Source organism: Lacticaseibacillus suihuaensis, assembly GCF_054785075.1.
The window spans coordinates 43233-68696 of the sequence record NZ_BAAGBJ010000001.1 but is presented as its reverse complement, the minus strand read 5'-3'; the positions used below and the strand labels follow the sequence as shown (position 1 = coordinate 68696).

The 25464-nt window shown below is 61.7% G+C and carries 27 protein-coding genes; 2 read left to right on the top strand and 25 right to left on the bottom strand.

Going from position 1 to position 25464, the window contains the following annotated elements:
• Positions 1–44: 44 nt before the first annotated feature.
• Positions 45–1079 carry a hypothetical protein gene (locus ACYVRZ_RS00310; RefSeq protein ID WP_461223788.1) on the bottom strand — a complete coding sequence of 345 codons (1035 nt, stop codon included), beginning with the start codon at positions 1077–1079 and terminating at the stop codon, positions 45–47.
• A gap of 285 nt (positions 1080–1364) precedes the next feature.
• Positions 1365–2108 (bottom strand): amino acid ABC transporter ATP-binding protein, encoded by a 744-nt coding sequence (locus ACYVRZ_RS00305; RefSeq protein WP_262314692.1) that lies wholly within the window; start codon positions 2106–2108, stop codon positions 1365–1367.
• 213 nt (positions 2109–2321) lie between these two features.
• Here ACYVRZ_RS00305 and ACYVRZ_RS00300 point away from each other — a divergent pair, with 213 nt between their 5' ends.
• Positions 2322–2459: an SPJ_0845 family protein gene (locus ACYVRZ_RS00300; RefSeq protein ID WP_262314693.1), complete on the top strand. Its 138-nt coding sequence runs from the start codon at positions 2322–2324 to the stop codon at positions 2457–2459.
• A 47-nt stretch (positions 2460–2506) separates the two neighbouring features.
• Here ACYVRZ_RS00300 and ACYVRZ_RS00295 read toward each other — a convergent pair whose 3' ends face one another.
• The 15 genes from ACYVRZ_RS00295 to ACYVRZ_RS00225 all read right to left on the bottom strand — a co-directional run bounded on the left by ACYVRZ_RS00295 (position 2507) and on the right by ACYVRZ_RS00225 (position 17688).
• Entirely contained in the window at positions 2507–2797 is a 291-nt protein-coding gene (locus ACYVRZ_RS00295; protein WP_262314694.1) for a nucleoside triphosphate pyrophosphohydrolase family protein, read from the bottom strand.
• Between the two features lie 12 nt (positions 2798–2809).
• Complete coding sequence (yihA, locus tag ACYVRZ_RS00290) at positions 2810–3409, bottom strand: ribosome biogenesis GTP-binding protein YihA/YsxC (RefSeq protein WP_461223785.1); 600 nt, start codon at positions 3407–3409, stop codon at positions 2810–2812.
• Between the two features lie 117 nt (positions 3410–3526).
• Complete coding sequence (gene clpX / locus ACYVRZ_RS00285) at positions 3527–4783, bottom strand: ATP-dependent Clp protease ATP-binding subunit ClpX (protein WP_461223783.1); 1257 nt, start codon at positions 4781–4783, stop codon at positions 3527–3529.
• A gap of 958 nt (positions 4784–5741) precedes the next feature.
• A complete protein-coding gene (gene tig, locus ACYVRZ_RS00280; protein ID WP_461223781.1) occupies positions 5742–7061 on the bottom strand; it encodes a trigger factor in 1320 nt (439 codons plus the stop codon).
• Positions 7062–7190: 129 nt separating this feature from the next.
• Positions 7191–7979 (bottom strand): tryptophan synthase subunit alpha, encoded by a 789-nt coding sequence (gene trpA / locus ACYVRZ_RS00275; protein ID WP_461223779.1) that lies wholly within the window; start codon positions 7977–7979, stop codon positions 7191–7193.
• Positions 7972–9165, bottom strand: coding sequence for a tryptophan synthase subunit beta (trpB, locus tag ACYVRZ_RS00270; RefSeq protein WP_461223777.1), 1194 nt, complete (start codon positions 9163–9165; stop codon positions 7972–7974). Before trpB ends, trpA begins: the two co-directional genes overlap by 8 nt.
• 13 nt (positions 9166–9178) lie before the next feature.
• The gene (locus tag ACYVRZ_RS00265; RefSeq protein ID WP_461223775.1) at positions 9179–9751 is read right to left on the bottom strand and encodes a phosphoribosylanthranilate isomerase; all 573 of its coding nucleotides are present in this window, start codon (positions 9749–9751) and stop codon (positions 9179–9181) included.
• On the bottom strand, positions 9751–10533 hold the full coding sequence (trpC, locus tag ACYVRZ_RS00260) for an indole-3-glycerol phosphate synthase TrpC (protein ID WP_461223773.1): 783 nt from the start codon (positions 10531–10533) through the stop codon (positions 9751–9753). Before trpC ends, ACYVRZ_RS00265 begins: the two co-directional genes overlap by 1 nt.
• The gene (trpD, locus tag ACYVRZ_RS00255; RefSeq protein ID WP_461223771.1) at positions 10530–11552 is read right to left on the bottom strand and encodes an anthranilate phosphoribosyltransferase; all 1023 of its coding nucleotides are present in this window, start codon (positions 11550–11552) and stop codon (positions 10530–10532) included. Before trpD ends, trpC begins: the two co-directional genes overlap by 4 nt.
• Before the next feature lie 492 nt (positions 11553–12044).
• Positions 12045–12932: a DUF4767 domain-containing protein gene (locus ACYVRZ_RS00250; protein ID WP_461223769.1), complete on the bottom strand. Its 888-nt coding sequence runs from the start codon at positions 12930–12932 to the stop codon at positions 12045–12047.
• A 283-nt stretch (positions 12933–13215) separates the two neighbouring features.
• Complete coding sequence (locus tag ACYVRZ_RS00245; protein ID WP_461223767.1) at positions 13216–13638, bottom strand: methylglyoxal synthase; 423 nt, start codon at positions 13636–13638, stop codon at positions 13216–13218.
• Positions 13639–13725: 87 nt separating this feature from the next.
• Positions 13726–14418 (bottom strand): class A sortase, encoded by a 693-nt coding sequence (locus ACYVRZ_RS00240; RefSeq protein ID WP_461223765.1) that lies wholly within the window; start codon positions 14416–14418, stop codon positions 13726–13728.
• A gap of 78 nt (positions 14419–14496) precedes the next feature.
• Positions 14497–15342 carry a hypothetical protein gene (locus ACYVRZ_RS00235; protein WP_461223763.1) on the bottom strand — a complete coding sequence of 282 codons (846 nt, stop codon included), beginning with the start codon at positions 15340–15342 and terminating at the stop codon, positions 14497–14499.
• Positions 15339–16082, bottom strand: coding sequence for a gamma-glutamyl-gamma-aminobutyrate hydrolase family protein (locus tag ACYVRZ_RS00230; RefSeq protein ID WP_461223761.1), 744 nt, complete (start codon positions 16080–16082; stop codon positions 15339–15341). Before ACYVRZ_RS00230 ends, ACYVRZ_RS00235 begins: the two co-directional genes overlap by 4 nt.
• A gap of 163 nt (positions 16083–16245) precedes the next feature.
• Complete coding sequence (locus ACYVRZ_RS00225) at positions 16246–17688, bottom strand: 6-phospho-beta-glucosidase (RefSeq protein WP_461223759.1); 1443 nt, start codon at positions 17686–17688, stop codon at positions 16246–16248.
• 170 nt (positions 17689–17858) lie between these two features.
• Between ACYVRZ_RS00225 and ACYVRZ_RS00220 the strand changes: the two genes are divergently transcribed.
• Positions 17859–18704, top strand: coding sequence for a MurR/RpiR family transcriptional regulator (locus ACYVRZ_RS00220; RefSeq protein WP_461223758.1), 846 nt, complete (start codon positions 17859–17861; stop codon positions 18702–18704).
• 77 nt (positions 18705–18781) lie between these two features.
• On the opposite strand, the gene recO is transcribed toward ACYVRZ_RS00220, so the two are convergent.
• The 8 genes from recO to ACYVRZ_RS00180 all read right to left on the bottom strand — a co-directional run bounded on the left by recO (position 18782) and on the right by ACYVRZ_RS00180 (position 25377).
• A complete protein-coding gene (gene recO / locus ACYVRZ_RS00215) occupies positions 18782–19561 on the bottom strand; it encodes a DNA repair protein RecO (protein ID WP_461223756.1) in 780 nt (259 codons plus the stop codon).
• The gene (gene era, locus ACYVRZ_RS00210; protein ID WP_461223754.1) at positions 19561–20463 is read right to left on the bottom strand and encodes a GTPase Era; all 903 of its coding nucleotides are present in this window, start codon (positions 20461–20463) and stop codon (positions 19561–19563) included. The genes recO and era overlap by 1 nt, the downstream gene beginning before the upstream one ends.
• Positions 20460–20849: a cytidine deaminase gene (locus tag ACYVRZ_RS00205; RefSeq protein WP_461223752.1), complete on the bottom strand. Its 390-nt coding sequence runs from the start codon at positions 20847–20849 to the stop codon at positions 20460–20462. Before ACYVRZ_RS00205 ends, era begins: the two co-directional genes overlap by 4 nt.
• 22 nt (positions 20850–20871) lie before the next feature.
• Positions 20872–21267, bottom strand: coding sequence for a diacylglycerol kinase family protein (locus ACYVRZ_RS00200; RefSeq protein ID WP_461223750.1), 396 nt, complete (start codon positions 21265–21267; stop codon positions 20872–20874).
• Positions 21251–21709, bottom strand: a complete 459-nt coding sequence (gene ybeY, locus ACYVRZ_RS00195; protein ID WP_461223748.1) for an rRNA maturation RNase YbeY — start codon at positions 21707–21709, stop codon at positions 21251–21253. Before ybeY ends, ACYVRZ_RS00200 begins: the two co-directional genes overlap by 17 nt.
• Before the next feature lie 3 nt (positions 21710–21712).
• Complete coding sequence (locus ACYVRZ_RS00190) at positions 21713–23839, bottom strand: HD family phosphohydrolase (protein ID WP_461223746.1); 2127 nt, start codon at positions 23837–23839, stop codon at positions 21713–21715.
• Positions 23840–23859: 20 nt separating this feature from the next.
• Positions 23860–24828 (bottom strand): PhoH family protein, encoded by a 969-nt coding sequence (locus ACYVRZ_RS00185; RefSeq protein WP_461223744.1) that lies wholly within the window; start codon positions 24826–24828, stop codon positions 23860–23862.
• Between the two features lie 105 nt (positions 24829–24933).
• Positions 24934–25377, bottom strand: a complete 444-nt coding sequence (locus tag ACYVRZ_RS00180) for a GatB/YqeY domain-containing protein (protein WP_461224520.1) — start codon at positions 25375–25377, stop codon at positions 24934–24936.
• Positions 25378–25464: the final 87 nt, after the last annotated feature.

The following is a 25464-nucleotide window of genomic DNA, read 5'->3' as shown; positions in this document are numbered from 1 at the left end:
CACCAAAAAAGACGATGCAGCGCGTGCATCGTCTTTTTGGCGTGTCAAAGCGGCGGCTCGGCCGCGGCAAACGCGGTCGCAAACAGCTGGTAAAGCGGCGTCGCCAGCAGCTGCTGCGACATCAAAAGCGTCACCTCCGCGTGTTGCAGCTCCCGCAAGGACAGCCGCCCCGCCGCCCCGGCCACCACGTCGGCGGCCTGCAGTTGAAGCCAATCCAGCGAATTATCGGCGTTCACCACCACCGCCACGGCCCGGCCGGTGTAGCGCAGCAAAAAATCGTGAACTAGTGTCTGCAGTGCGTCCAGCCGCGCCGTGGTCATCAGGTCCGACCGGGCATCGAAAACCACCGCCAGCCGCGAACCGCTTGGCAGCGCCTGGGCGTGCCACAGCATCACGGCGGCGTAGGGAAACAGGCTGGCCCAAGGGGTTGGCGACGTCACCGCCGCTTGCGCCAGCCACAGCGCCGTCGGGTACCCCCCGGCCTTGGCCAGCTTCAGGCACTGCCGCGCCAGCGTGGCCGGCGTCATGCGGCCACTTTTGACCTCCATGCCGCGCCGCCAGGTTCCCCCGGGCCACTGCGCCGCCATCGCCGCCACGACCTGGGGCCCGTCGGTGACGCTTGAGACGATCATCTGGTCGTCGCCGGTGAAGCTTTCGTCGATGAACACGGTGCGGTGTGTGGCCGTCACCACCGGCGCGGTTTCGGCCTCGGTTCGCCTGAGCCTGGCCTTGAGCCGCTTTTGATCGTTGCGCCGGGCGAGCTTTCTGGCCTCCGCTCGGGCCGACTGGGACTGCAGGCCGGACGCGCTCTGGCGCTTGGGCTTGGTCCGCTTGACCGGTCGCTTGGACTTGGCCGCGTCCTTGGCCGCAGCGGCCACCGCGTGTTTGGCCTCGCGCAGCTGCCTGCGCTGGGCCTTAGGCGCAAGCGCCAAAAACGCCGCGATCAACGCGGCGGTGCGAGGCGCCACCGCCTGGCCCGCGACGGCCCGGCGCAGGGTCGTCGGGGCGATGCCGATGGCTGAGGCCACCACCTGCTGGGTGGCCTTGGTCCGGCGAAGAAAGACGTTCAGGTTATCCACGCGCTCACTTCCTTTGGCGTAAGCTTACCACGTTTGAAGGCGCCACGCGCGTTTGGCGCTCACGTCGCGTTTTGCAAGCCAGATTTACAAAGATTGACGTGGATTCGCGGCCAAACCTGTTATGCTTAAAACCGTAAACAAACTAATTTGCTTACACCCCAAAAATTTCGTCGTCGCACGCGGTGCCCCCACACCGTGTGCCGAAAAAAGCCGCAGCCGCGGCTTTTTTTGCGTCTTCAGGCGCAAAGCGCCCCTGCGGCCATGGCCGCAGGGGCGCCTACTCGTTTACTGGGCCAACACCTTGCTCAGGAAGTCTTGAGTCCGTGCCTCCTTGGGTGCGGTGAAAATCTGCTCCGGGGTACCCTTTTCGGCGATCACGCCCTGGTCCATGAACCAGACCTGATCGGCCACCTCACGGGCAAAGCCCATTTCGTGGGTGACCACCACCATCGTCATGCCGGACTTGGCCAGGTCCTGCATGACCTTGAGCACCTCGCCGACCATTTCGGGGTCAAGCGCCGAGGTCGGCTCGTCGAACAGCATCACGTCGGGTGCCATCGCCAGGGCCCGGGCGATGGCCACCCGCTGCATCTGACCACCGGACAGGCTGGCCGGGTAAGCGTCCGCCTTATCGGCGAGGCCGACCTGATCTAACAGCGCGTTCGCCTTGGCGGTGGCCGCCGCCTCGGTTTCGGCCTTGACCTTCATCGGTGCCAGCTTGATGTTCTCAAGCACCGTCATGTTCGGGAACAGGTTGAACTGCTGGAACACCATGCCCATCTTCTCCCGCACAGAATCCAGCTGCTTTTCGCCCAGCCCCACCAGGTTCGTGCCTTCGAAGGTGATGCTGCCGCTGGTCGGCTGGTTCAGCAGGTTCAGGCTGCGCAGGAAGGTCGACTTACCGCCGCCGGACGCGCCGATCACGACAATCACGTCCCCTTGGTTGATGGTCTCGGAAATATCGTTCAACACCACGTTGTCACCGAACTTCTTGACGAGGTGGTCGATCTGAATTAATGGCTTGCTCATGCTTAACTTCCTTTCGCGGGACCGCTGCCGGTCCGGGTCACGCGCCGCTGCCAAGGCTTTTGGGTGCAACGCCTGCGTGTTATCTTGATTAGATAATACGCCGTAATTTATTTTTATGCAAGTAATATGCAAATCTTTTTTGCAATCACGCGGCTAGCCAGGCGCCGGGCGGCATGCTATAATGCGGTCAGAACCTGCAAAGGAGTGGCGCTCATGGCATTAAAGGTGAATACAAAGACCGACTGGGGCGAGATGTTCGACAAGTTCGCCACCGTCCCGGCTGAGGAGAAAAAGGCCGGCCCCGATCCCAAAAAGGCGGAGAAGACCGCCAAGGAAAAACCAAAGAAGTGACCGCAAAAAATGGCTGCCGTCCCGTGTGGGATGACAGCCATTTTTTGCTACAACTTCGCGTTCGGGTACTTGGCCTTGAGTGTCTCCAGGTTGGCGCTGGCCACCTCGTCGAAGGGAATGTCTGCCCACAGCGCAATCTGCGACAGGTACCACAAAACGTCGCCGAGGTTGGCCTTCAGCTCGTCTTTGTCCAGATCGTAACCCTGGAAGGTGTACTTCTTGACCAAATCGACGACCTTGCCGCCGTCCGAGGCCAACCCCAGCGTCAGGTTGGTCAACACGTGCTCGTTGCCGGCCAACGTCTTGTTGGCCTTGGTTTGATAATCATTCAGCTCCACAATCGTCCTCCATCAATCCCCAGCGGGTAGTCCCGCGGTTTGTTCCAGCCACGCCCAAACAGCATCCTTGCCTTCACCGGTTTCGGCGGAAAACAGTACCAGCTGGTCGGTTTGATTCAGGTCAAGCGTTGTTTCAATCTGGCGAACCGTCTGGGCTCGCCGGGCCCGGCTGGTTTTGTCCACCTTGGTGCCAACCACCAGCACCGGCTGGTTGAAGTACTTGAGGTACTGGTACATGCTGACATCGTCTTCGCTTGGCACGTGCCGCGCATCGACCAGAAGCACCGCGCCGCGCAGCGGCTTGCGCGTGGTCAGGTACTCCTCAATCATCGCCGCAAATTTCGCCCGAGCGGCCTTGGAGACCTTGGCGTAACCGTAGCCCGGCACATCGACGAAGTACAGCTTTGACTCGATGTCGTAGAAGTTCAAAGTCTGGGTCTTGCCCGGCACACTGGACGTTCGCGCCATCGCCTTGCGGTCGATCAGGCGGTTGATCAGGCTGGACTTGCCGACATTGCTGCGGCCGACGAAGGTGATCTCCGGGTAGCCGGTGGCCGGGTATTGGGCCTTGCTGGCGGCGCTGATGGTTAATTCCACATGATTCACTTTCACGGGGGTTCCCTCCTTAACTGCATTAGTGTAGCACACAACCGCGACCGGCGGGACGATGAAAACCGCCGGCCGGCGCGGCATTAAAAAAGCCGCGCCAAACGCGCGGCTTCGCTGCAACTAAGACGCCTTGCGCCCGTTTTCGAGCTTCATCTCCGGGGCGCCGGTGCCGTCGACGGCGGCCTTGGTGACCACCGCCTTCTTGACTTCCGGCCGGCTCGGCAGGTCGAACATCAGATCCTGCATCACGGCTTCGATAATCGAGCGCAGGCCACGCGCCCCGGTGTCGCGCTCGATCGCCTTGTGGGCAATCGCGTGCAACGCGGCCGGCGTGAACTCAAGCGCCGTGTCATCTAGGCTCAAGAGCTTTTGGTACTGCTTGACCAAGGCGTTCTTCGGCTCGGTCAAAATCCGCACCAGGTCATCTTCGGTCAGCTTCTCCAGCGCGGCGATGATCGGAATGCGGCCGATGAATTCGGGGATGATCCCGAATTTCATCAGGTCTTCCGGCACAATCTGCTGCATCACGGACTTGCTTTCGTCGTAGCCCTTGGCCTCGTCGGAGTTGGCGCCAAAGCCGATGGTTTTTTCGCCCATGCGGTTCTTGACGATCTGCTCGATGCCGTCGAACGCGCCGCCGACGATGAACAGGATGTTCGTCGTGTCGATTTGGATGAACTCCTGTTGTGGGTGCTTGCGGCCGCCCTGCGGTGGCACGTTGGCGATGGTGCCTTCAAGAATTTTCAAAAGCGCCTGCTGCACGCCTTCGCCCGACACATCGCGGGTGATCGAGACGTTCTCGGACTTCTTGGCAATCTTATCGATTTCGTCGATGTAGATGATGCCCTTTTCGGCCCGCTCCACGTCGTAATCTGCGTTTTGCAGCAGCTTCAGCAGGATGTTTTCGACGTCTTCACCGACGTAACCGGCCTCGGTCAAGGTCGTCGCATCGGCGATGGCGAACGGCACGTTCAAAATCCGCGCCAGGCTTTGCGCCAAGAAGGTCTTCCCGGAACCGGTCGGGCCGATCAGCGCGATGTTGGACTTTTGCAGCTCCGTATCGCCTTCCTCGGCGACTTCCATCTGGTTGACGCGCTTGTAGTGGTTGTACACCGCCACGGCCAAGGCCCGCTTCGCGGCGTCTTGACCGATGACGTAATCGTTCAAAATCTTCAGAATTTCGGCCGGCTTTGGCACTTCCAGCTGGCCCTGAACGGCATCTTCTTTGAATTCCTCATCGATAATCTCTTTGCACAGGTCGATACATTCATTACAAATATATACACCAGGGCCAGCAACGATCTTTTTCACCTGGTCTTGTGACTTGCCGCAAAACGAGCAGGTCACCGGGCCGGTGGTCTCAACGTTGTCAAACATGTTTCAGCACCCCTTTGTTTAGGCACGCGCCGGTTGCGACGCGTTAATTGACTTCATCCAGACTAGCATACAGCAACGGCATCTGCAAGCCCCGGGCTCGCGTCGCACCCTGATTGCCGGCGCTTGTCCAGCCGGCCGGCCGCGGCCGGTTGGCCCCGGCTTAACCAAAGCTTACCGAATTCCCCGCAAAAACGCTAACTTTCACCGGCATACTGACCTTGTACCGGAAAGGATGAGTCCACATGACAATGCTCTTGATCGGCGCCGTGAGCGTCCTTGGCCTGCTGGCCGCCATGACCGTTATCGCAGGTGGTGCCACCAGGCTCCGCCAACCCGTTTTGATTCCAATCGAGCGTCGTCCCCCTCGCCGCTGATGCAACGCTTTGGCCGCCCCGGCCCACCACCGGGGCGGTTTTTGTGCGTAACATCAAAACCGCCACAACAGCGTGTGTTGTGGCGGCCGCGCCGAAGCCAGCGGCGAGGATTTCGCCGCCGGCCTTGGCCCTTCGTGCTGATTCGTTGCGCTGAGCAAAGACGCTTGCGGTTCGCGGCCCGTCTGTCGACCGCTTGAAACAAGCCACGCGCCGAGCCCCTCCGCAGCTACCTCGCAAGCGAGTAGGAGAGCCAGTCGAACTGCGCGTGGGTGGTGGCGTTCACCCTTGTATTCGGTCCCATCGAGGGGAGCCGTAACGCGAAAACACGTGTGTTGAAAGCCAGGTTCGGCTTGGTATGGGCGGGGGTACTGGGAATGCTTATCTCCCGGCCATTCCCCCTGGGGCAGTGGTATTGCGACGGCCCTGTCCGGGGGCCGCCTCCCTGTCCTAGAATAATCATCCAAAGTCAGTGTAAGCCCTGCCAAGGTGAGCGTCAATTTTTAAGCTCGCCCTGGCAGGGCTTTCGACCGCTCCGATCGCAACGCCACGAAAAAACCCCTGCCGCAGCAGGGGTTGACGCACAATTAGTCTTCTTTAGCAGCCTTGTCTTCCTTGGCGGCTTCGACTTCCTTGGCGCTGTCGGTAATGATCTTGATGGCCTTCTTGACCCCGATGTCGTGCTTCAGCATGTCATCGGACAAGGCGCGGCGAACGGCCTTTTCGTCCATGTTGTACTCTTCGGCCAGGTCCTTGATTTCGGCGTTGACTTCGTCTTCGCTTGCGTCAAGCTTCTCCGCTGCGACGATGGCCTCAAGCACCAGGTTGGTCTTGACGCGCGTCTCGGCGTTAGCGGCGAACTGCTTTTTCAGGTCGTCTTCGGAGGTGCCGGTCAGCTGGAAGTACATCTTCGGGTCGATGCCCTGCTGCTGCATGTTGCCCATGTACTGATCGTACTGGTTCTGGGTTTCGGTGTCGAGCATCGCTTGTGGCACTTCTTCGATGGTCGCGTTGTCGACGGCCTTGGCGATGGCCTGCTCCTGAATCGCGTCCTCGGCGGCTTCGACCTTCTTTTGCTGCAGGTCGGACTTGATCTTCAGCTTGAGTTCGGCCAGCGTGTCGACGTCTTCGTCCAGATCCTTGGCAAAATCATCGTCAAGCGCAGGCAGTTCCTTGCTCTTGACTTCGTGGATCGTGGTCTTGAATTCGGCTTCCTTGCCGGCAAGGTCCTTGGCCTGGTAGTCTTCAGGGAAGGTGACCTTGACAACCACGTCTTCACCGGCCTTGTGACCGATCAGCTGGTCTTCAAAGCCTGGGATGAAGGAGTTGGAGCCCAGCTCAAGCGCGTAGTTCTTGGCGGAGCCGCCATCGAACTCGGTGCCGTCGACGGTGCCGACATAATCGATGGTCACGGTGTCGCCCTTTTCAGCGGCCGCGTCTTCCTTAAGCACAAGCTCCGCTTGGCCTTCGCGCTTGGCCTCGAGGTCCTTGTCAACGTCGGCATCGGCCACGTCGCGGTCCTGCTTGTCGACGGTCACGCCCTTGTAGTCGCCCAGCTTAACATCAGGCTTGACGGTGACTTCGGCGGTGATCACCCAAGGCTTGCCTTCGTCCATGGATTCGATGTCGATCTTTGGCTGGTCGACTGGGTCGATCCCGGCTTCTTCAATGGCAGCTTCGTAGCTGTCCGGCAGCAGGATGTTCAGCGCGTCTTCGTAAAGCGCGGATTCACCGTACATGCGGTCGAACACGGTACGAGACACGTGACCCTTGCGGAAGCCCGGTACGTTCAGGTTCTTCTTGACGCGGGTGAACGCCTTGTCCAATCCTTCTTTAATTTGGTCTTGTTCGATTTCAAAGGTCAAAACACCGGTAACGGTGCCTTTCTTTTCCCATTTTGCAGCCATGCTGTACCTCCGACATAAGTTTTCGCAATTCGTATTGCATACTTTTCACAGTGTACACGAAAACCGCGGGATTGTAAATGTAACCGCGGTTTTTTTGACAAGTAAAAAGCCTTGGCAATGCGCCGGTTCCTATGCGTCGACCTCGGCCTGACGCACCGCCGCGACCATGTCGCGGGTGTAGGCCGCGATGGCGGCCGGCGCGTCGTCACCGGCCGCGGCGGCCTGAGCGACGATGGCCGAGCCGACAATCACCCCGTCGGCCAGGCCGGCCAAGCTGCGGGCCTGCTCCGGCGTGTGGACCCCAAAGCCGACGCAAAGCGGGGCATCGGTCACCTTCCGCAGGGCGGCGATCAAGTCAGGCAGGTTCTGCGCGAAGCCGGCGCGTTGGCCGGTCACCCCCAGCGCCGAGACGATGTAGATGAAGCCGGTTGCGGTCGTCACCAGCTTCGCCAGGCGCGAACCCGAGGTCGGGCTGACCAGCGGGATCAGGTCCAGTCCGTGCTTTTGGGTGAATGGCAAAATCTCGCCTGCCTCCTCGGCCGGCAGGTCCGGAATCACCAGCCCCGCCACGCCGAGTGTCGCGCAGCGCCTGCAAAAGGCGTCGTAGCCGTACTTGAACGGCAGGTTGGCGTAGGTCAAAAAGACCAGCGGGACCTGCGTCTGCTTGCGAATCTCGGCCACGATGTCAAACACCCCGTTGACCGTGATGCCCCCGGCGAAGGCCCGCAGCCCCGCCGCCTGAATCACCGGCCCGTCGGCGATGGGATCGGAGAACGGCACCCCCAGCTCGACGATGTCTGCGCCGGCTTCGGCCAAGGCGACGACTTCCGCCACCGTCTGCGCGGCGCTTGGGTCGCCGGCCGTGACGAACGGAATGAAGGCCTTGTGGTTCTTGAATACCTCGCGTAACTTACTCATGGATTTCTTCCCCCCGGTACTTGGCAATCGATGCGACGTCCTTATCGCCGCGACCAGACAACGTGCAGATGATGCTTTGATCCGGTCGCATGGTCGGCGCCAGCTTTTGGACGTAGGCGACGGCATGGCAACTCTCGATCGCCGCAATGATGCCTTCCTGCTTGGCGATGAACTCAAAGGCGGCGACCGCCTCCTCATCGGTGATGCCGACGTACTCGGCGCGGCCGGCGGCCTGAAGCGCCGCGTGTTCCGGCCCGATGCCCGGGTAATCCAGCCCGGCGGAGATGGAGTAGACCTTGGCAATCTGCCCCTCCTGGTTTTGGAGGAAAATGGACTTCATGCCGTGGAAGATGCCCGGAGTGCCAAGCTCCAGCGTCGCGGCGGTTTTGCCGCTTGCCACCCCTTGCCCCGCGGCCTCGACGCCGTACAGGCGAACGCTCGGGTCATCAAGGTAAGCCGCGAAGCTCCCAATCGCGTTGGAACCGCCGCCGACACAGGCGACGATGGCGTCTGGCAGCTTGCCGGCCACGGTTTGATACTGCGCCTTGGACTCCTTAGAAATCACCGACTGGAACTCGTGAACCATCGCCGGATACGGGGCCGGCCCCATCGCCGAACCGATGACGTAAAACGTGTCGTCCGGATGGGCGGCCCAGTCCTGCAGCGCCGCGTTGACCGCGTCCTTGAGCAGACCTTGGCCTGAGGTGACGGCGTTGACCTTGGCCCCGAGCAGCCGCATGCGGTACACATTGAGCTGCTGCCGCTCGGTGTCTTCCTTGCCCATGAAGACCTCGCACTCCATGCCGAACAAGGCGGCGATGGTCGCAGTCGCCACCCCGTGCTGCCCGGCCCCGGTTTCGGCAATCAGGCGCGTTTTGCCCAGCCGCCGAGCCAAAAGCACTTGGCCGATCACGTTGTTGATTTTGTGGGCGCCGGTGTGGTTGAGGTCTTCGCGCTTCAAGTAGATCTTCGCGCCGCCAAGTGCCTCGGTCATCCGCTTGGCGTAGTACAAAAGCGACGGCCGGTTGGCGTATTCATTCAAAAGCCGGTGGAACTCGGCTTGAAACTCGGGATCTTGCTTGGCCGTCTCAAAGGCCGCCGTCAGCTGATCAAGCGCCGTCATCAGGGTTTCCGGGACGTACTGGCCCCCGAATTCGCCGAAGCGATTATCAATAGTCTGTGTCATCTTAGTCTTCCTTTCATTTAACCTCACGCGCCGCGGCCACGAATCTGGCGACGAGCGCCGGGTCCTTGGCCCCTGCCCGCTCCAGCCGGCTGGAGGCGTCCACCACGGCCGGATTGGCCAGGCGAATCGCCGCGGCGACGTTGTCGGCCGCCAGTCCGCCGGCCAGCATCAGCGGCCGGTTCGTCGCTGGCAGGGCCTGCCAATCCAACGCCTGCCCTGACCCGTCCCCGGCATCGCACAAGGCGTAATCCGCCACCGTCTCAGGCGCCGCGGCGGTCACCCGGGCCATCACCAAGAACCCCTGGCGCTGCAGCGCCACCACCGCGGCGGCACCGCAAGGCCGATGGAGCTGCACCGCGGCCACGATGCCACGCAGGCCGGCGATTAACTGGGGATCCGGGGTCAACAGCACCGCCACCGGCACAATGCCCGGCACCAGCTGGGCCGCCAGTACCCGGCACTGGGCCACCGTGACGTGATGGCGCCCGGGCGCCAGCACGAAGCCGGCGTAATCCGGCCGCGCGGCGTTGACCGCGGCCACATCGGCGGCGGTCATCAGGCCACACACCTTCACCTGCACTGGCATCACCGCACCGCCTCCCTGAAGGCGGCGATGGTGGTGCCACGGTCTGCGGCCCTCATGAAGGTCTCGCCGATCAAGGCGCCGTTGAGGCCGGCTTGGCGCAGCCGCGCCAGCTGGGCCGGCGTCTGAATCCCGCTTTCGGCCAGCACCGCCACGCCGCTTGGCACCAGCGGCCGCAGCCGGATGCAGGTGGCCAGGTCGACGGTGAAGGTGGTCAGGTCGCGGTTGTTAATGCCGATCAGCCGCGGGTTCAGCGCCAGGGCCCGCGCGATTTCGGATTCGTTGTGGCATTCGATCAGCACTTCCAGCCCCAGGCGTTCGGCGTAGGCCGCGTACTCGGCCAGCTGGGCGTCGCTGAGAATCGCGACGATCAAGAGCACCAGCCGGGCTCCGGCCACCTTGGCCTCGTCGATCATGTAGCGGTCGATGACGAAATCCTTGCGCAGCACCGGGGTAGTGACCGTTTGCGTCACGGCCTTGAGAATCGCAAGCGAGCCGTGGAAGTAATCCGGTTCGGTCAGGCAGCTGATGGCGTCGACCCCGGCCGCCGCGTAGTCTTGGGCGATGCGTCGGTAGGGAAAATCGCCGGCAATCACCCCCTTGGACGGCGAGGCCTGCTTGATTTCGGCGATCAAGCCGAAGTGATCGGCCAAGGCGGCGGTGAAGCCGGGCGTAGCAGAGACTGGCAGCGCCTGGGCGGCCTGGGCGAGTGCGACCGGTGGCACCTGCGCCTGGTGGTTGACCAGGCGCCGCCTGGTTGCGGCCACTAAATCATCGAGAATCATGCGATCACCTGCTTTGAATTGGCGGCCAAGACGTCATTCAACCGCTGCTGGGCGGCGCCACTGGCCAGTGTGGCCTGGGCCAACGCGATGCCGGCGGCCAGGCTGGCACTGCGGTGGGCCAAAAGCAAGGCGACGCCGGCGTTCATCACCACGGCGTCACGCTGCGCCGGGGTCGCGCGGTTGGCCAAGATGGCGCGTGTGATCGTCGCGTTTTGCGCCGGGGTACCACCGGCCAACGCACTTGGCTCGGCCAAGGCGATGCCGTAATCCCGTGGATCAATCACCACCGGCGTCAGCTTGCCGTGGTCGATCATCACGGCCTGCGTCGGTCCGGTGATGGTCACCTCGTCCAGGCCATCCTGACCATGGACCACGGCGCCTGAGGTCACACCCAGCTGAATCAAAGCCTGGGCCATGGGCTCAAGCAGCGCCTCCTTGTAGACCCCAAGTAGCACGGTACCCGGCTTGGCGGGATTGCTCAGCGGCCCAATCAGGTTGAAGATCGTGGGGAAGCCAAGCGCCTTGCGCGTCGGCCCGACGAAGCGCATCGCGCGGTGGTACTGCTGGGCAAAAAGAAAGCACAGGTCGTATCGCGCCAGCAGCGCCGCGCTTTGGGCCGGGGTGGCCTGGATATCGTACCCCAGGGCCTCCAAGACATCGGCTGCCCCGCTCTTGGAGCTGGCGGCGCGATTGCCGTGCTTGGCCACCTTGACGCCGGCCGCGGCAATCACGAACAGGCTGGTGGTTGAAATATTAAAGGTATTGTGGTGGTCGCCGCCGGTGCCGACGATTTCAAGGACCGGGCCTGCGGGGGTGAAGGCCAACGCGTTGTCTCGCATCGAGGCCGCGGCCCCGGCAATCTCCGTCGGCGTCGGGCCCTTGGCCGCCATCGCCGTTAGGTAGCTGGCGATCAGCTGCGGGTCGACTTGCCCCTGCATCAACTCGTCGTGGGTGGCCTTCGTCTGCTCAAAGCTCAGGTTGTGGTGAGCCAGTAATGCCGTAATCGTGTCGTTAATCATCGTTTGCTCCTTGGTGCCGCTGCACCTTGCCAAGTTCCCGCCGCCGACTGCTGGGCGTCGCCATCGCTTGCCTGCCATTCTTCTCACCGCCTTCTCAGATTGATTGCAAAAAAATTCCGTCCCTGACCAGTCTTCACGACTGATCAAGGACGGAATTTCTCCGCGGTGCCACCTCAATTGGCAAGTACCCTGGGTACTCGCCCACTTTGCGAAGGGCCAACACCCTCCCGGCAACTGACGTGTGTCGAAACGTCCACCCTGACTGGCCCGAGACGCCGGTGAAAAGCGATTGCTTCTCGCGGTGCATCCAAGTTTTTGGGGTGACCCTCAGTGGTCCATTTAACTGCCTGCGTTCGGCGACACTCTCAGCATCGGTCGCTCTCTTTACGGGCACAACAGTTGTTATCTCCACTTCAACGGTTTGAAACGAATTGTTCGATTGCCTAGAATATAGTCCGATTCTCATCGGCCGTCAATACTTTTCTCATAATTTTAACGGTCGAGTGCGATCGTGTACCCCCTCAGCTGACTCAGCGGCCGCGAATCGCTCGCCGTGCTGAACCTGGCCTCGATGCGAACCCGGCCCGAAGCCAGCGGCGTCAGGCGGTACAGCAGGCGATCGTGAAGGCCATCCAAGCAGGCCACCGTCAGCGAACCGTCTGGTTGCGTCACGTTCAAGTGGTAAGGCCCCCCGCTCGTGTTCACGATGCGCTCCGTATTCCACTGAATCGGGGTCTTGGTTGGGGCGAATTCGACGCTGGCCCGTTGCAAAATTGCGGTGGCGGCGTGAATGTCTTTGATCGGCGCCACCGGAGCATCCGGCACCGCGGTCGTCCCCAACCGCCAGATGTCCTTGAACGCCTTGGTCAAGGCGGCATCGGCCGGCGGGGTGAAGACCGTCGTGCCGGCCGCGTTGCTTCGCTCCTGCTTGGTCGCCAAAACCTGTGGCTGACCGGCATGAATGGTGAAGAGCAGCAGCTGGCTTTGGCCCAACACCGCGTTGCTGTCGTTGCAATAAGCCGCCAGCAGCGTGTAACTAGCGGTCGCTTGGTTGCCCTTGCGCCAGGCCACCTTGATCGTCGCGTCGGGCTTGCGCCAGGCAATCAGGTTGCCGTCAATCAGCGCGTTGGGCATATCCGCGGCGTCGCTGTAGTAGGTCCCGTTTTGGGCCCGGGTGTAGCGGTGGTAGACGAATCCCTGCTGATTGCCCCAAGCCGTCACGAACCGGGTCAGTTCCTTGGCCTTGGCCGCGTTCCAAGCCAGCCGCTTGCCGCTCGCTTGGCCCGAGGCCGCCTCGGCGCCTTGCTGAGGCTTCGGGCTGCAGGCGGCCAGGCTCAACAGCGCCGCGCCTGCGATCAGCCCTCGCCAGATTTTCAACATGTGTGACCCTCCGTTTCTGAGCTCGATTGTAGCAAAGCCGGCGGCAACACTCAATCGCATCGCGCATTGAGGGCCGATAAGATAACGCCGCCGGTTGGCGTTTTGAAGGGTCACGAGCAGATTTGCCAAAGCGTATTTACAAAACCTGACGCAAAAATAACAGTGTCAACGTGTAGTATGACATTAGGGACATCCCCCAAATGTTCCCAAACTGACTGTAACACCGCACGTTTCCCCAAAACGTGTTTCCCTGGTCGCCTCCCCAAGGCGACCTTTTTTGCGTTCAGTAGGCCTCGTGCTTGGTGGTGTCGCCAGTCACCAAGGTGCGAAAGTTGACGAACCCCGCGTCCAGCCCCCGCAGCAGGACCTCGGCCGCCCCCAGGTTGGTGGCCAACGGCACCGCGTAAACATCGGCGAGGCGAATCAGCGCGTTGACGTCAGGCTCGTGCGGCTGGGCCGTCAGCGGATCGCGCAAAAAGATCATCAGATCCAGCGCGTTTTGGGCAATCAAGGCGCCGATTTCCTGGTCGCCACCCAGCGGACCGGAGTGAAAACAGGTCACCTCAAAACCGGTGGCCTCCGCCACGATACGGCCGGTGTGGCCGGTGCCGTAGAGCTGATGGCCGGCCAGAATCTCGCGGTAAGCCGTCACCAGCCGCTTCATCTCGGGTTTCTTCTCGTCGTGGGCAATCAATGCGATGCGCATCGAATCATCTCCTTTGGGACCAGCATACCGTAAGCGCAACCAGCCGCGCAAGCATCAAAAAAACCGGCGCCCAGGCGCCGGTTGCGGTCAGTCCTCAAACAGCTTGAGGTTGGTCTTGGTGACCTTGGTTTTCTTGACGAACTCGCCGCGAACAATCACGCGGTCGTGCCGGCTCTTGGTCGCAATCTCGCAGGTGACCAACGTGATCAGCTTCTTGCCGGGCACATCGTCGACCCACTGCACTTGAGACATGTCCACCAGCACCTTTTTGGTCACCCGGTACTCGAACACGTGCTTGAGGTCGGTCAGGTAAATCTTGTCGCCTTTCTTGGCGTAGTCCAGCGCCGAGAACAGCAGCCCATTCCAGGTGATGTCGTGGCCGGCCAGCGCGTAATTGCCCTTGCCCATCACGTCGTTGGCCTTCATCGTGGCCGCGCCGACGGACATGTTGTCGTTGTCGAGCCCCTTGAGAATCGGCAACTTCAGCTTAACCGCCGGATAGGCCATCAGCCCGATGGAGTCCTTGCTGGCCATGGTGGCGCTGGCTACCGTCTTGAGATCAAGCGCCGACACACTGTCGAAGTCGAAGTTCGCCTTCTTTTTTTGGTTTTGCTCGATGGACTTGCGCGACACCGACTTGAGTGTCGAGGTAGACATCTCCTTGACCACGAACATCTTGATCTGCTCGTTGAACACCATTGCAAGCCCCAGCAGCAGGCCCAGCGTCAGTAAAACGCGCAAGGTCCAGACTTTGGCGCGGCTGTGCTTTTTCTTTGCCACAACTTTCCCTCCTGTCCGATTCGTTTGTGTCATTGTACAACGTCTGCGACTCAAGGACAAGCCGGCCCCACCCGACCGCTACCCGCGGCTCATGTAAACGGTCAGCGTCGCCTTCCCATAGGCAAAGCTGACCGTCACGCCGTTGCTCACAATCGGCTCGGGCGACTGGTTGGCGGCGTGTGCCTTGGCCGCCGCCGCAAGCCCTGCGCTGACGGCGCTGCTCTTGGCCCCCACCGCCGCGGTCAAAAGACCCAGCTGGGTGCCAAAGGCGCCGGTACCCATAGAGGTTTCAAGCGTGTTGAGCTTGACGACGGTCGTCAGACCCAACAGCTGACCGTCGTCGACACTGGCCGTCACCCGACCGCCGGCCGTTGCGGTCACCACCTTCTGGCCCGTGACCGCAGTCGGCAACTGGCGGGGCTTTGCGGCCTTTTTTGCCGCTTCCGCAATGGCGCTGGCCGCGGCCTGATCGCGATCGAACGCGGCCTGCTGCGCCGCCGAGCGGGTGGTTTTGAGCCTAGCCGCCTTGGCCGCGGCCGTGAGCTTGGCGCGTTCATCCTGGCTGAGGTACGTCCCCCACAGCGCTTGGTTGTAGCTGGTCGCCACCGCGCGGTAGGGGCCAAGCGCCGACGCGGCCGGCACCTTCACCTGCTTGGTCTGGTTGCCAGCCACCAGCCGCACCGTTCGCGCAACCACCGCCTGGGGCAAGCGGATGGTGAAGCGACCGGCCGCGACCTTGACCGTTCCCTTGGCCTGACGGGTCGAATAGCTCACGTGTGCATACCCCTTGGCGGCACCGCCAATCACCACGCTGGTGCCGCCGGCCACGGTGCTGGCGGGTTGCACGGTCAGGGCCTTCGCCTGCCGGCAGCCGGCCAGCCCTAGCGTCAGGGCCAGCAAGGCGACCCACTTGCCCCCTGTCATCGGCTCGCCTCCGCGCGAACGACCAAGTCCTTGAACAGCTTCAACTGCTCGGGATGGGCTTGCCACATGTTCTCAGGGTGCCACTGCACCGCCAAGAAGCGGTCGTCGGCCACCGATTCCACCGCCTCAATCACGCCGTCTTGAGCGTGGGCCACCGCACGCAGGCCAGCCGGCAGCATTCGCACCGCCTGGTGGTGGCGCGAATTGACGAAGCCGGTGGTGCCAATCAGCGTCGCCAAGCGGCTGGCGGGTGCGATTGTCACGTGGTGGGTCGGATCGGTCCCCGGGGCGGCCTGCGCGTGGCGCAGGCGGTAGTCTGGGTCTTGCGTCGCCAGGTCTTGGTAAAGCGTCCCGCCAAGGGCGACGCAGGCCACCTGCAGGCCGCGACAAATACCCAAAAGCGGCTTGCCGGCCGCCAGTGTGGCCCGAATCAGCGGGATTTCAAAGGCATCTCGCAAGCGGTCGGTGGTGCCAATGGCCGCCAGCGGCTCTTCCCCGTAGTACGTGGGATCCACATCCGGGCCGCCGGGCAGAATCAGCCCGTCAATGTGCGGGAGGTAGGCTTTGGCCAGCGCCGCGGCGGCCGCTTCACTGGCCGGCCGGGGCAAAACGATTGGCAGGCCGCCGGCGGCCACCACGGCCGCGACCAGCGGTGCCGGTGCGTACGGGGCAAGGCGTTGATTGAGGGGCGGCGCGGCGTCATCCAAGGCGTCGGCGACCACAGCGATAAGAGGTAACATCGACTCACCTGATTTCTCAATTGAAGTGGCTTCAATATAGCACGTGCCACGCCGAGAGACAACTTTGAGCCTGTCCCCCCCCCAACGCAAAAAAGCGCGGCGACCGCCGCGCTTCTTCGTACTATTGATTCGAGTCGCTGGCGCCGGGCCAAATCTGCGTCAACTAACCCAGATCCGCCCCGTTGCTGGCGATGACGCGCTGGTACCACGCAAAGGAATCCTTACGGCGACGTGCCAGGGTGCCGACGCCGGCGTCGTTTTTGTCGACGTAGATGAAGCCGTAGCGCTTGTCCATCTGACCGGTCCCGGCCGAGACCAGATCGATGCAGCCCCAAGGCATGTAGCCCCAAAGCTTAACGCCGTCTTCAACCACCGCCTGAATCATCTGCTCGATGTGGGCCTTGAGGTAAGCGATGCGGTACGGGTCGTGAATCGCGCCGTCCGCTTCGACCTTGTCGTAAGCGCCAAAGCCGTTTTCGACAATCATCAGCGGCAGGCGGTAGCGTTCCGTCAGCCAGTTGAGGCTGTAACGCAGCCCCACCGGATCGATTGGCCAGCCCCAATCCGAGGTCTTGAGGAACGGATTGGCCACCGCGGCGTTCTCGCCGTTGAAGTCGTAATGCGGATTGCGCTTCTGCCAGGCCACGGTCCCAGAGGCGTAGTACGAGAAGCCGACATAATCCACCTTGCCGGCGGCCAAGGCCGCTCGGTCGGCAGCCGTGATGTCCGGTCGCATGCCGGTGCGAGCGAAGAAGGCCTCCATGTAATCCGGGTAGGCCCCGAACACGTGAACGTCACTCCACCAGAAGCGCTTTTGCATCGCCTTATCGGCCATCAGGATGTCTTCTGGCTTGGCGCTTGCCGGGTACTGCGGCGTGAAGTTGACCATGCAGCCGATTTCAAAGCGCGGATTGATCGCATGCCCCGCCGCCACGGCCTTGGCCGAGGCCACCAGTTCGTAGTGGCTGGCCTGATACATCGCCGCCTCCTTCTCCTTGAGGCTGGTGCCAGCCGGGAAAAGCAGGCCGGAGTTGGTGGCCACCGCGAACTCGTTTTGGTAGCTGCACTGGTTGTTGATCTCGTTGAAGGTCATCCAGTAACGCACCGAATCCTTGTAGCGGGTGAAGCAGACCTTGGCGAACCGCACGAACAAGTCAATCAGCCGCCGGTCGCGCCAGCCACCGTACTCGGTTACCAGGTGGTAAGGCATCTCGAAGTGCGACAGCGTGATGACGGGTTCGATGCCGTACTTGTGACACTCCGCGAACACGTCGTCGTAAAACTGCAACCCCGCCTCGTTGGGCGTCGCCTCGTCGCCGTTCGGGAAGATCCGCGTCCAGGCAATCGAGGTGCGAAAGGCCTTAAAGCCCATCTCCGCAAACAACGCGATGTCTTCCTTGTAGTGGTGGTAAAAGTCAATCGCGGTGTGGTTCGGGTAGTTCTTGCCCGGCAACACCCCGGCCGTAATCTCACGCGGCACCCCGTTAGCGCCAGCGGTCATCACATCGGCAATGGACACGCCCTTGCCGCCTTCTTGCCAGCCGCCTTCCAGCTGATGCGCCGCGACCGCGCCGCCCCACAGAAAATCATCAGGTAATTGAGCCATGCTGAAGCCTCCATTCTCGTATTTGCCCCTTCACTTTAGCATGTTCGCCCGACGCGGCCAATCGTCTGGCCACCGATTGGCCACAATGTTCAGTAAGTGGCCAGAACACGCCTCAGCACTTGAACATTTTGTTCAACCCGCGGTATGCTTAGGTCAAAAAGGAGTCCAACATGAGCCTACTGAGTCGTCTGACCACCACCACCAACCTGACCCCCACCGAGCGGCGCATCGCCGCCTTCATTCACCAATCCCCGGACCGCGCTGCAGCGCTAACCATCCAGCAGCTGGCGCAGGCCACCTTCGCCTCCCACTCCGCGGTGGTGCGGCTAGCCCAAAAGCTGGGCTACACCGGTTTCGTCCCGCTGCGCAAGGCGCTTGAGGCCGAGAACCTTCAGCGGCTGCTGGCCCAGCGACCGGTCGACGCGAACTTTCCCTTCCGCACCGGCGACACCGCCATGACCATCGCCCAGAACTTGGCCGACCTCACCACCGCCACGGTTCGCCGCACCCTGACCCAGCTGGACGCAGCCGCCTTGAACCAGGCCGTCGACCGCATCCAGGCCGCCCAGCGGCTGTTTCTCTTTGCGGTCGGCGACTCCCAGATTCGGGCCCGCAGCTTTCAAAACGAGCTGACCAAACTCAACAAGTTTGCGATTATGGCCGGCGCCTATCAGGACGAATCCTGGGCGGTGGCCGGACTATCCGAACACGACCTAGCGATTTTCATCAGCTACGGCGGCGCCATCCACTCCCAGTTGGCGACCCTGCGCGTCCTGGCCGCTTGCGGGGTGCCGACGCTTCTGATCACTGGCAACGCCGACAGCGCAGGGCGAGCGGTGGCGACGCAGACCATCGTCGCCGCCCAGCCGGAGTACGACCTGATGAAAGTCGGCACCTTCGCCTCTCAGGCCGCCTTTGAGTACCTGCTGGATGTGCTGTTTGCCGTGCTTTACGCCCGGGATTACCCGCACAACCTCGCCCGAATCAAGACCCGCGTCGACCGCCAGCAGCCCTGAGGCCCTGGCACGACGCGCAAACAGCCGGCGACAGCGAGCTTGAAGCTCACTGTCACCGGCTGTTGGTGATTCTGGTCTCACTCGCCACGCGGCGGGAGTTGGTCTTGCCACTTGGGCATCTGATCCAAGAAGCGCTTGGCCTTGGGCACCACGCCGACCATATCGGCGTAGATGCGATCCAACACGCGGCGCAGCTCGGTCTTGGTCGCCGCGCTGACGGCGATGTTGTGCAGCTGGTGAAGGTCCAACACCGAAAAGCGCCGCAACAGGTACAGTGCCTTGGGCTGCACCCGAAAGCGGTAGGGGTCCAAGTGCCAGTGATCCTGGCACAGCAGGCCGCCGTACCGCTCGGAAAAGTCCAGCGGCAGATCACTGCGCCCATCCAGGACGCAACCGCGCCATTCGGGTTGAACGCCGAAGGCCCCAAGCAGCTGCACCTCGGCAATGTTAGTGATCACGGCCGGATCCAGCCCCGAATCGATCAAGGCCAAGGCCGTGGCCGCAAAATCGTACCACCGCCCGAGCGGCTCGCCGTCCTCAAAGGCCTGATCGATCAGCGCCAGCACGTAGGTTGCGTAAGCGTTGAGCTCAATGTCGCCGGCGATGGTCATGAACTGCCGGGCGTCTTTGACCGTGCTCATGAACGACAGGCCGTCTTGGTTGATGGTGCCGACGTAAGTGCCTTGGGTGAACGGAAGGATCCCGGCCGTCATTTTGAACCCCGGCTTACGCGCCCGGTTGAACATGAACATCCTCTTGCCGAACCGGTCGGTCATCAGCTTGACCAGCATGTCGGATTCGCGGTAATTGTGCCGCGCGATCACCAGCCCGGCGAACTCGGCGAGCTCGCGGGACATTACCGCAGGTCCTTTTTGTTGTAGCCCAGGCTCTTCAGGTAGGCGTTATTATCCCGCCAGTTCTTTTGAACCCGGACCCACAGCTTCAGGTTGACACGCTCACCCAACAGGCCCTCGATTTCGCGCCGCGAGCGGGTGCCAATCTGCTTGAACATCGCCCCGCCCTTGCCGATCACGATGGCCTTTTGCCCGTCTCGCTCGACGATGATGTAGGCCTCGATCTGCAGCTTGCCGGTTTCGCTGCGGTCCTTCATCCGTTCAACCTGGACGGCCACGGAATGCGGAATCTCGTCGTGGGTCAGGTGCAAAATCTGCTCGCGAATCAGCTCGCCGACCACGAAGTACTCGGGGTGGTCGGTCAGCTGGTCGTCCGGGTAGTACTGCGGCCCCTCCGGCAAAGCGGCGGTCAAGTCGTGCAGCAAGTCGGCGACATTGTTGCCCTCGGTGGCGGAAATCGGGTAAACCGCCTTGAAGTCGTGGTCCGCCTTGAAGCCGGCGATGTAAGGCAACAGATCATCTGGGTGAACCAGGTCGATTTTGTTGACAATCAAATACACCGGCACGTGAACATGGGCCAGCTGATCCAGAATGTACTGGTCGCCCGGGCCCTTCTTCTCGTCTGCGGCAACCATGAACAGCACGGCATCGACCTGATTCAGCGTCGACAAGGCCGCGGTGTCCATGTAGTCGTCCAGGGCGTTTTTGGGCTTGTGAATGCCCGGGGTGTCGACGAACACGACCTGGGCCTCGGGTTCGGTGTAGATCCCGTTAATCTTATTGCGGGTGGTCTGCGCCTTGGGGGACATGATGGCGATCTTCTCCCCTAAAATGCGGTTCATGAAGGTGGACTTCCCCACGTTCGGGCGTCCGATGATGGCAACAAAGCCGGAGTGATGTGTCAAGCGTTCAAATCTCCTTTCAAGAATGCGCCGGGCAACAACTCGGCGACGGTGGTTTCTTGGGTGGCACCGGCCAGGTTGGCCAGGGTGACGGCGGCGTCTTGCGCCATGAACTCGGCCATCACCTGCCGGCAGGCGCCGCACGGTGAGACCGGGCCAACGGTATCGGCGACGACCGCAATGGCGGTGACGTCGGTGCAGCCGGCGGCAACGGCCGCGAACAAGGCGTTGCGTTCGGCACACATCGCCAGGCCGTAGCTGGCGTTTTCGATGTTGCAGCCGGTGAACACCCGCCCGTTGGCCAGCACCGCCGCCCCCACCTTGAAGTGGGAGTACGGCACGTAGGCCAAGTCGCGCTGGGCGGTTGCGGCCGCGATTAAATCTGGCATAGTCTACCTCCAATGATTAGACTCAATGACCCAAAAGACGCCAGGCCACAGGTAAAAACACATAGGCGCCGCAGATCACCGCAATCATGGCCGCGACCAGCACAGCGCCGGCCGACATGTCCTTGATGCGCTTGGCTCGCAGGTCGAAGCGGTGGTCGACCACCAGATCCACCACCGCCTCGATCACAGTGTTCCAAAGCTCAGCCAAAAACACCAGCAGGATCGCCAAAATCAAGACGAACCAGTCGAACCGGCTGACCTGGAAAATGGCGGCACAGGCCAAGACCACGAGGGCAAAGGCGGACTCACGCCTGAAGTTGCCCTCGTGGCGGAAGGTTTCCGAAAGCCCCGCCCAAGCATGCTTGGCGGAGCTCACCCAGTGGTGGTTTTTGGCCGTGCGTTTATCGGGTGAGGCCATAGGCAGACAGGATTTTTTCCTGAAGCGGAATCATGACGGCCTCGTCCTCCGGCTTGATGTGATCGTAGCCGTTGAGGTGCAAGAAGCCATGCACGACGGTGTAACCCAACTCGCGCTCAAAGGAATGCTCGTAATCCACCGCCTGCCGCGCCACTTGGTCTGGATCGATGAACAGGTCCCCGATGTTGCGCGGAATGTCGTCGAAGCCAATCAGGTCCTCGTCGCCTTCCTCGATGGCAAAGCTGATGACGTCGGTCACCCGGTCGGTTTTGCGGTACTCGCGATTGATGCGGTTGATCTCTTCATCAGACACGATGGTGATGGCAATCTCCGTGTCGTCTTTCAGCTCGAGCGCCTTGCCGGCAAAGGCCACCAAGTCTTCCACCAGCTTGGTGTGAGCGGCGTTGAGCCGCTTGTCGTCATCGATCAGTTCTAGGTCCATGGGTCAGTTCTCCTTGTCTTCGTTGTTGAGTTTGGGGTATTCAATTCGGTTGTAAAACGTGCTGGCCAGCCCGTTCACCAGTGAGCGTTCCACCACGGCGAACTGCGCCATGCTGATCGGCGCCTCCGAGAACTGGCCGTCGACCACCCGCTCGTTGATGATGTTATGCACGAAGGTCGCGATGCCATCCGGGGTCGGGTGCTTCATCGACCGCACCGCCGCTTCGCACGTGTCGGCAATGTTCACCACGGCGGCCTCGAGCGTCTGCGGCTTGGGCCCCGGGTAGCGGAAGGCCGCCTCTTGCGTCGTCGGGTCGGCGTTTTTGGCGGTGATGTAGAAGTACTTCATCAGGGTGGTGCCGTGGTGTTGGGCACAAACATCGATGATGAACTGCGGCATGTGCCGCTTTTGCAGCATCGCCACGCCGTCTTGGACATGGGCGAAAATTATCGCGGCCGACTCCTGCGGTGACAGCTGGTGGTGCGGGCTCTCAAACCCCGCCGGCATGTTCTCGGTGAAGTACAACGGCCGCGTCAGCTTGCCGACGTCGTGGTAGTAACACGCGACGCGCGTCAGCATCTGCCGGCCACCGACCGCCGCCACCGCGTTGGCGGCGAGGTTGGCCACCATCATGCTGTGGTGATAGGTGCCAGGCGCCTCTTCCAGCAGCTGCTTGAGCAGCGGGTCGTTCGGGTTGGACAGCTTGTTGAGCCGGAAAATCGCGTCGTCGCGCCACAGCATCTCCAGGTACGGAGTAACCCCGATGGCCAGCCCGTACCCCAGCACCAGGCCGATCAGCGTGTAGCCGATGGTCTGCCAGGTGCTTGAGCGCATGAAGTCTGCGCCTTGCATCAACAGCAGGCTAAGGTTCAGGGCGAAGTTGACCCCCAGGACCCAAAAGGCGACGCGGCCCAGGACATCGTTCAGCCGCACCCGCGAGATCATCACGGCCAACAGCCCGGTGGTCAGGTACACCACCGCGGTGCCGCCGGTGAAGATGTAGCCGGTGGTCGAGTAAAAGGCGAAATAGGCAAAAAACGTCTGCATCAAGGCCGCCAGCAGCGCGAATCGCCGCCCGATGAAGGTGCGAAGAATCAGCGGTGCAAAGGCCGCCGGCAACAGCAGCGTCAAGTTGAGCTGCCCGGTGGTGGCGACAAAGCGCAGCGCCGCCATCACGGCGAGCATGAACAGCATCACGCCGGTGTAAAGCGCGGCGTTTTTGACCCGTTCGTGAAGCGGGTAAAGCCGCAGCAGCGCCAAAAGCGCCACCGCCTGAACCACCTCAAGCACAATCAGGCCGATCAGCGCCAGCGGCTTGGGTTCCTTGGTCAGGCCCAGCACCGCCAGCTGGTGCATCGCCGTGGCATCCACCAGGTGGCCTTCCTGAACGATCACCTGACCTTGCATAATCAGCACTGGGCTGACCGCGGCGGCCGCCGCGGCCTTTTTGGCCTTGGTCTGGGTGGCGTCGATCAGCTCATTGGGCACGATGGTCGCCGTCACCAACTGCCCGGCCAGCCCCCGCGCCGTTTTGCTCAGATTGGTCAACCTGAGCGTGGTCTTGGCGCTTTGAACCGCTGCCGACACCGCGTCCGGTGTGAGCTTGCCGGCCATCTGAGTGGTGACGACGCCTTGCGCCGCCGTGAACACCGCCGTGCGGGTGCTGGCCGTTAGGTCGAATAGCTGCTCGTAGAAGCGATCGCTCAGCTGATAGAAGTACGGGTAATCCGCCTTGGCATAGCTTTCGCGAAAGGCCTTGCGCAAAGCTGTCGGGCTCGGCGCCTTGTAGCTACCGGACTTGGCCTGGGCCTTGCTGGTCTCACTGGTCACGGTGGCGGCCACCGCCTTTTTGAGTCGGCTCAGCGCGTCTTGCTGCTTGCCGGCGATGGTGTTGTCAAAGGCGTAGACCGGCGTGACCGCGTTCTTGGCGGCGGTTTTGGCCTCCTTTGAACGCTTCACGTCCTGCACCGTCTGCGTCGCGATGATGGTCTGCGTCGCCACCGAGTTCTCCTTGATGCTCAAGGGTTGCGGCAACACCTGCCACACCAGCATCAAAAAGCTTGCCACCGCAAACAGGGCCACAATCAGACCTGTTCCGAACTGCCGCATGTAGCGCTTTTGCTTGTGCATGTGCCTGCCTCCTGGGTCGTCTACGCCTGAGGTGCGTGGTCACCGTATGCCTGGATAATCTCGGCCACAACCGGGTGCCGCACCACGTCGCTTGCGGCGAAGGTGGCAAAGCCGATGTGATCGAGGCCCTGCAGAATCTGCTGGGCCTCGATCAGCCCGGATACCTGGTGGTTGGGCAAGTCGATCTGGGTGATGTCGCCGTTGACAATCATCTTGGAGCCGAACCCCAGGCGCGTCAAGAACATCTTCATCTGCATACGCGTGGTGTTTTGCGCCTCGTCCAGAATCGCAAAGGCGTTGTCCAGCGTCCGGCCGCGCATGTAGGCCAGCGGCGCGATTTCGATTACGCCGCGGTCCAGTAGCCGGTTGGTGTGTTCAGTCCCCAGCACCGCATGCAAGGCATCGTAGATTGGCCGCAGGTACGGGTCGACTTTCTCCTTCAGATCACCCGGCAAAAAGCCCAGGCTCTCACCGGCCTCAACCGCCGGCCGCGTCAGGATCAGCCGCTCCACCTCTCCTGCCTTCAGCGCCGCCACGGCCATCACCACCGCCAGGTAAGTTTTACCGGTGCCGGCCGGGCCGATGCCGAAGGTAATGTCGTTGTGGCGAACCGATTGGATGTACTGGCGCTGACCAAAGTTCTTGACCCGAATCGGGGCCCCCTTGGCGTCTCGAATCAGCGTCTCCGCGTACATGTCCGCAAAGTATTCCAGTGTTCCGCGCTTGGCCATGTTGATGGCCGACGCCACATCCTGCGGCGCAACGCTGATGCCACGGTCCAACAGCGCAATCAACTGCCCGATCAGCTGAAAGGCGATGCTTGCCGCCTGGTTGTCGCCGCTGATTCGCAGCTCCTGGCCGAACGGTGCAATCAGCACGCCTAAGCCCTCTTCGATGAGCTTGAAGTTCTGGTCGTTGATACCGGCCAGTTGAATCGCCTGATCCGCATCCGCAAGGGTGATGAGTTTTTCTGTCGTGTCTGTTGCCAACACATGGCCTCCAATACCGCTAGTCTGCTTTCATTCTATCATAAACCTAGGCGTTCCCGACGGCCAGCGAGACGAAAAAAGCAGGCATCCGCCTGCCTCAATCCGCTAACCCAGCTTGGCCTTGACCAGCTTGTTGACCAGTGCCCCGTCGGCCTGACCCTTCACGCGTGGCATCAGCGCCTTCATCACCTTGCCGAAGTCGCCCTTGCCCGTGGCGCCGACTTCCGCAATCACCTGGTCGACAATGTCGGCCACCGCCGACTCGTCGAGCTGCTTGGGCAGGTAAGCCTCAACCACCTTGATTTCGGCCTCAAGTGGGGTCACCAGGTCGTCGCGACCGGCCGCGGCGAACTCCGCCAGGCTTTCCTTGCGCTGCTTAAGCTCGGTGGTCATCACCGCGGTTTCCTCGGCCGAAGTCAGGGCCTCACCCTTGGCAATCTGCTTGTTTTGAAGCGCCGCTTTGAGCATCCGCACGGTGCTGAGCGTCTGCTTGTCCCTGGCCTTCATTGCGTCTTTCATCTGTGCGTTCAACTGGTCCATCATTGCCATTGTCATTACCCTTTCCTGATTGTGATCATTGCCATTATAACAGTTTTGCGCCGCGGCCGGTGAGCCGGCGGGCAAAACAAAAAAGCC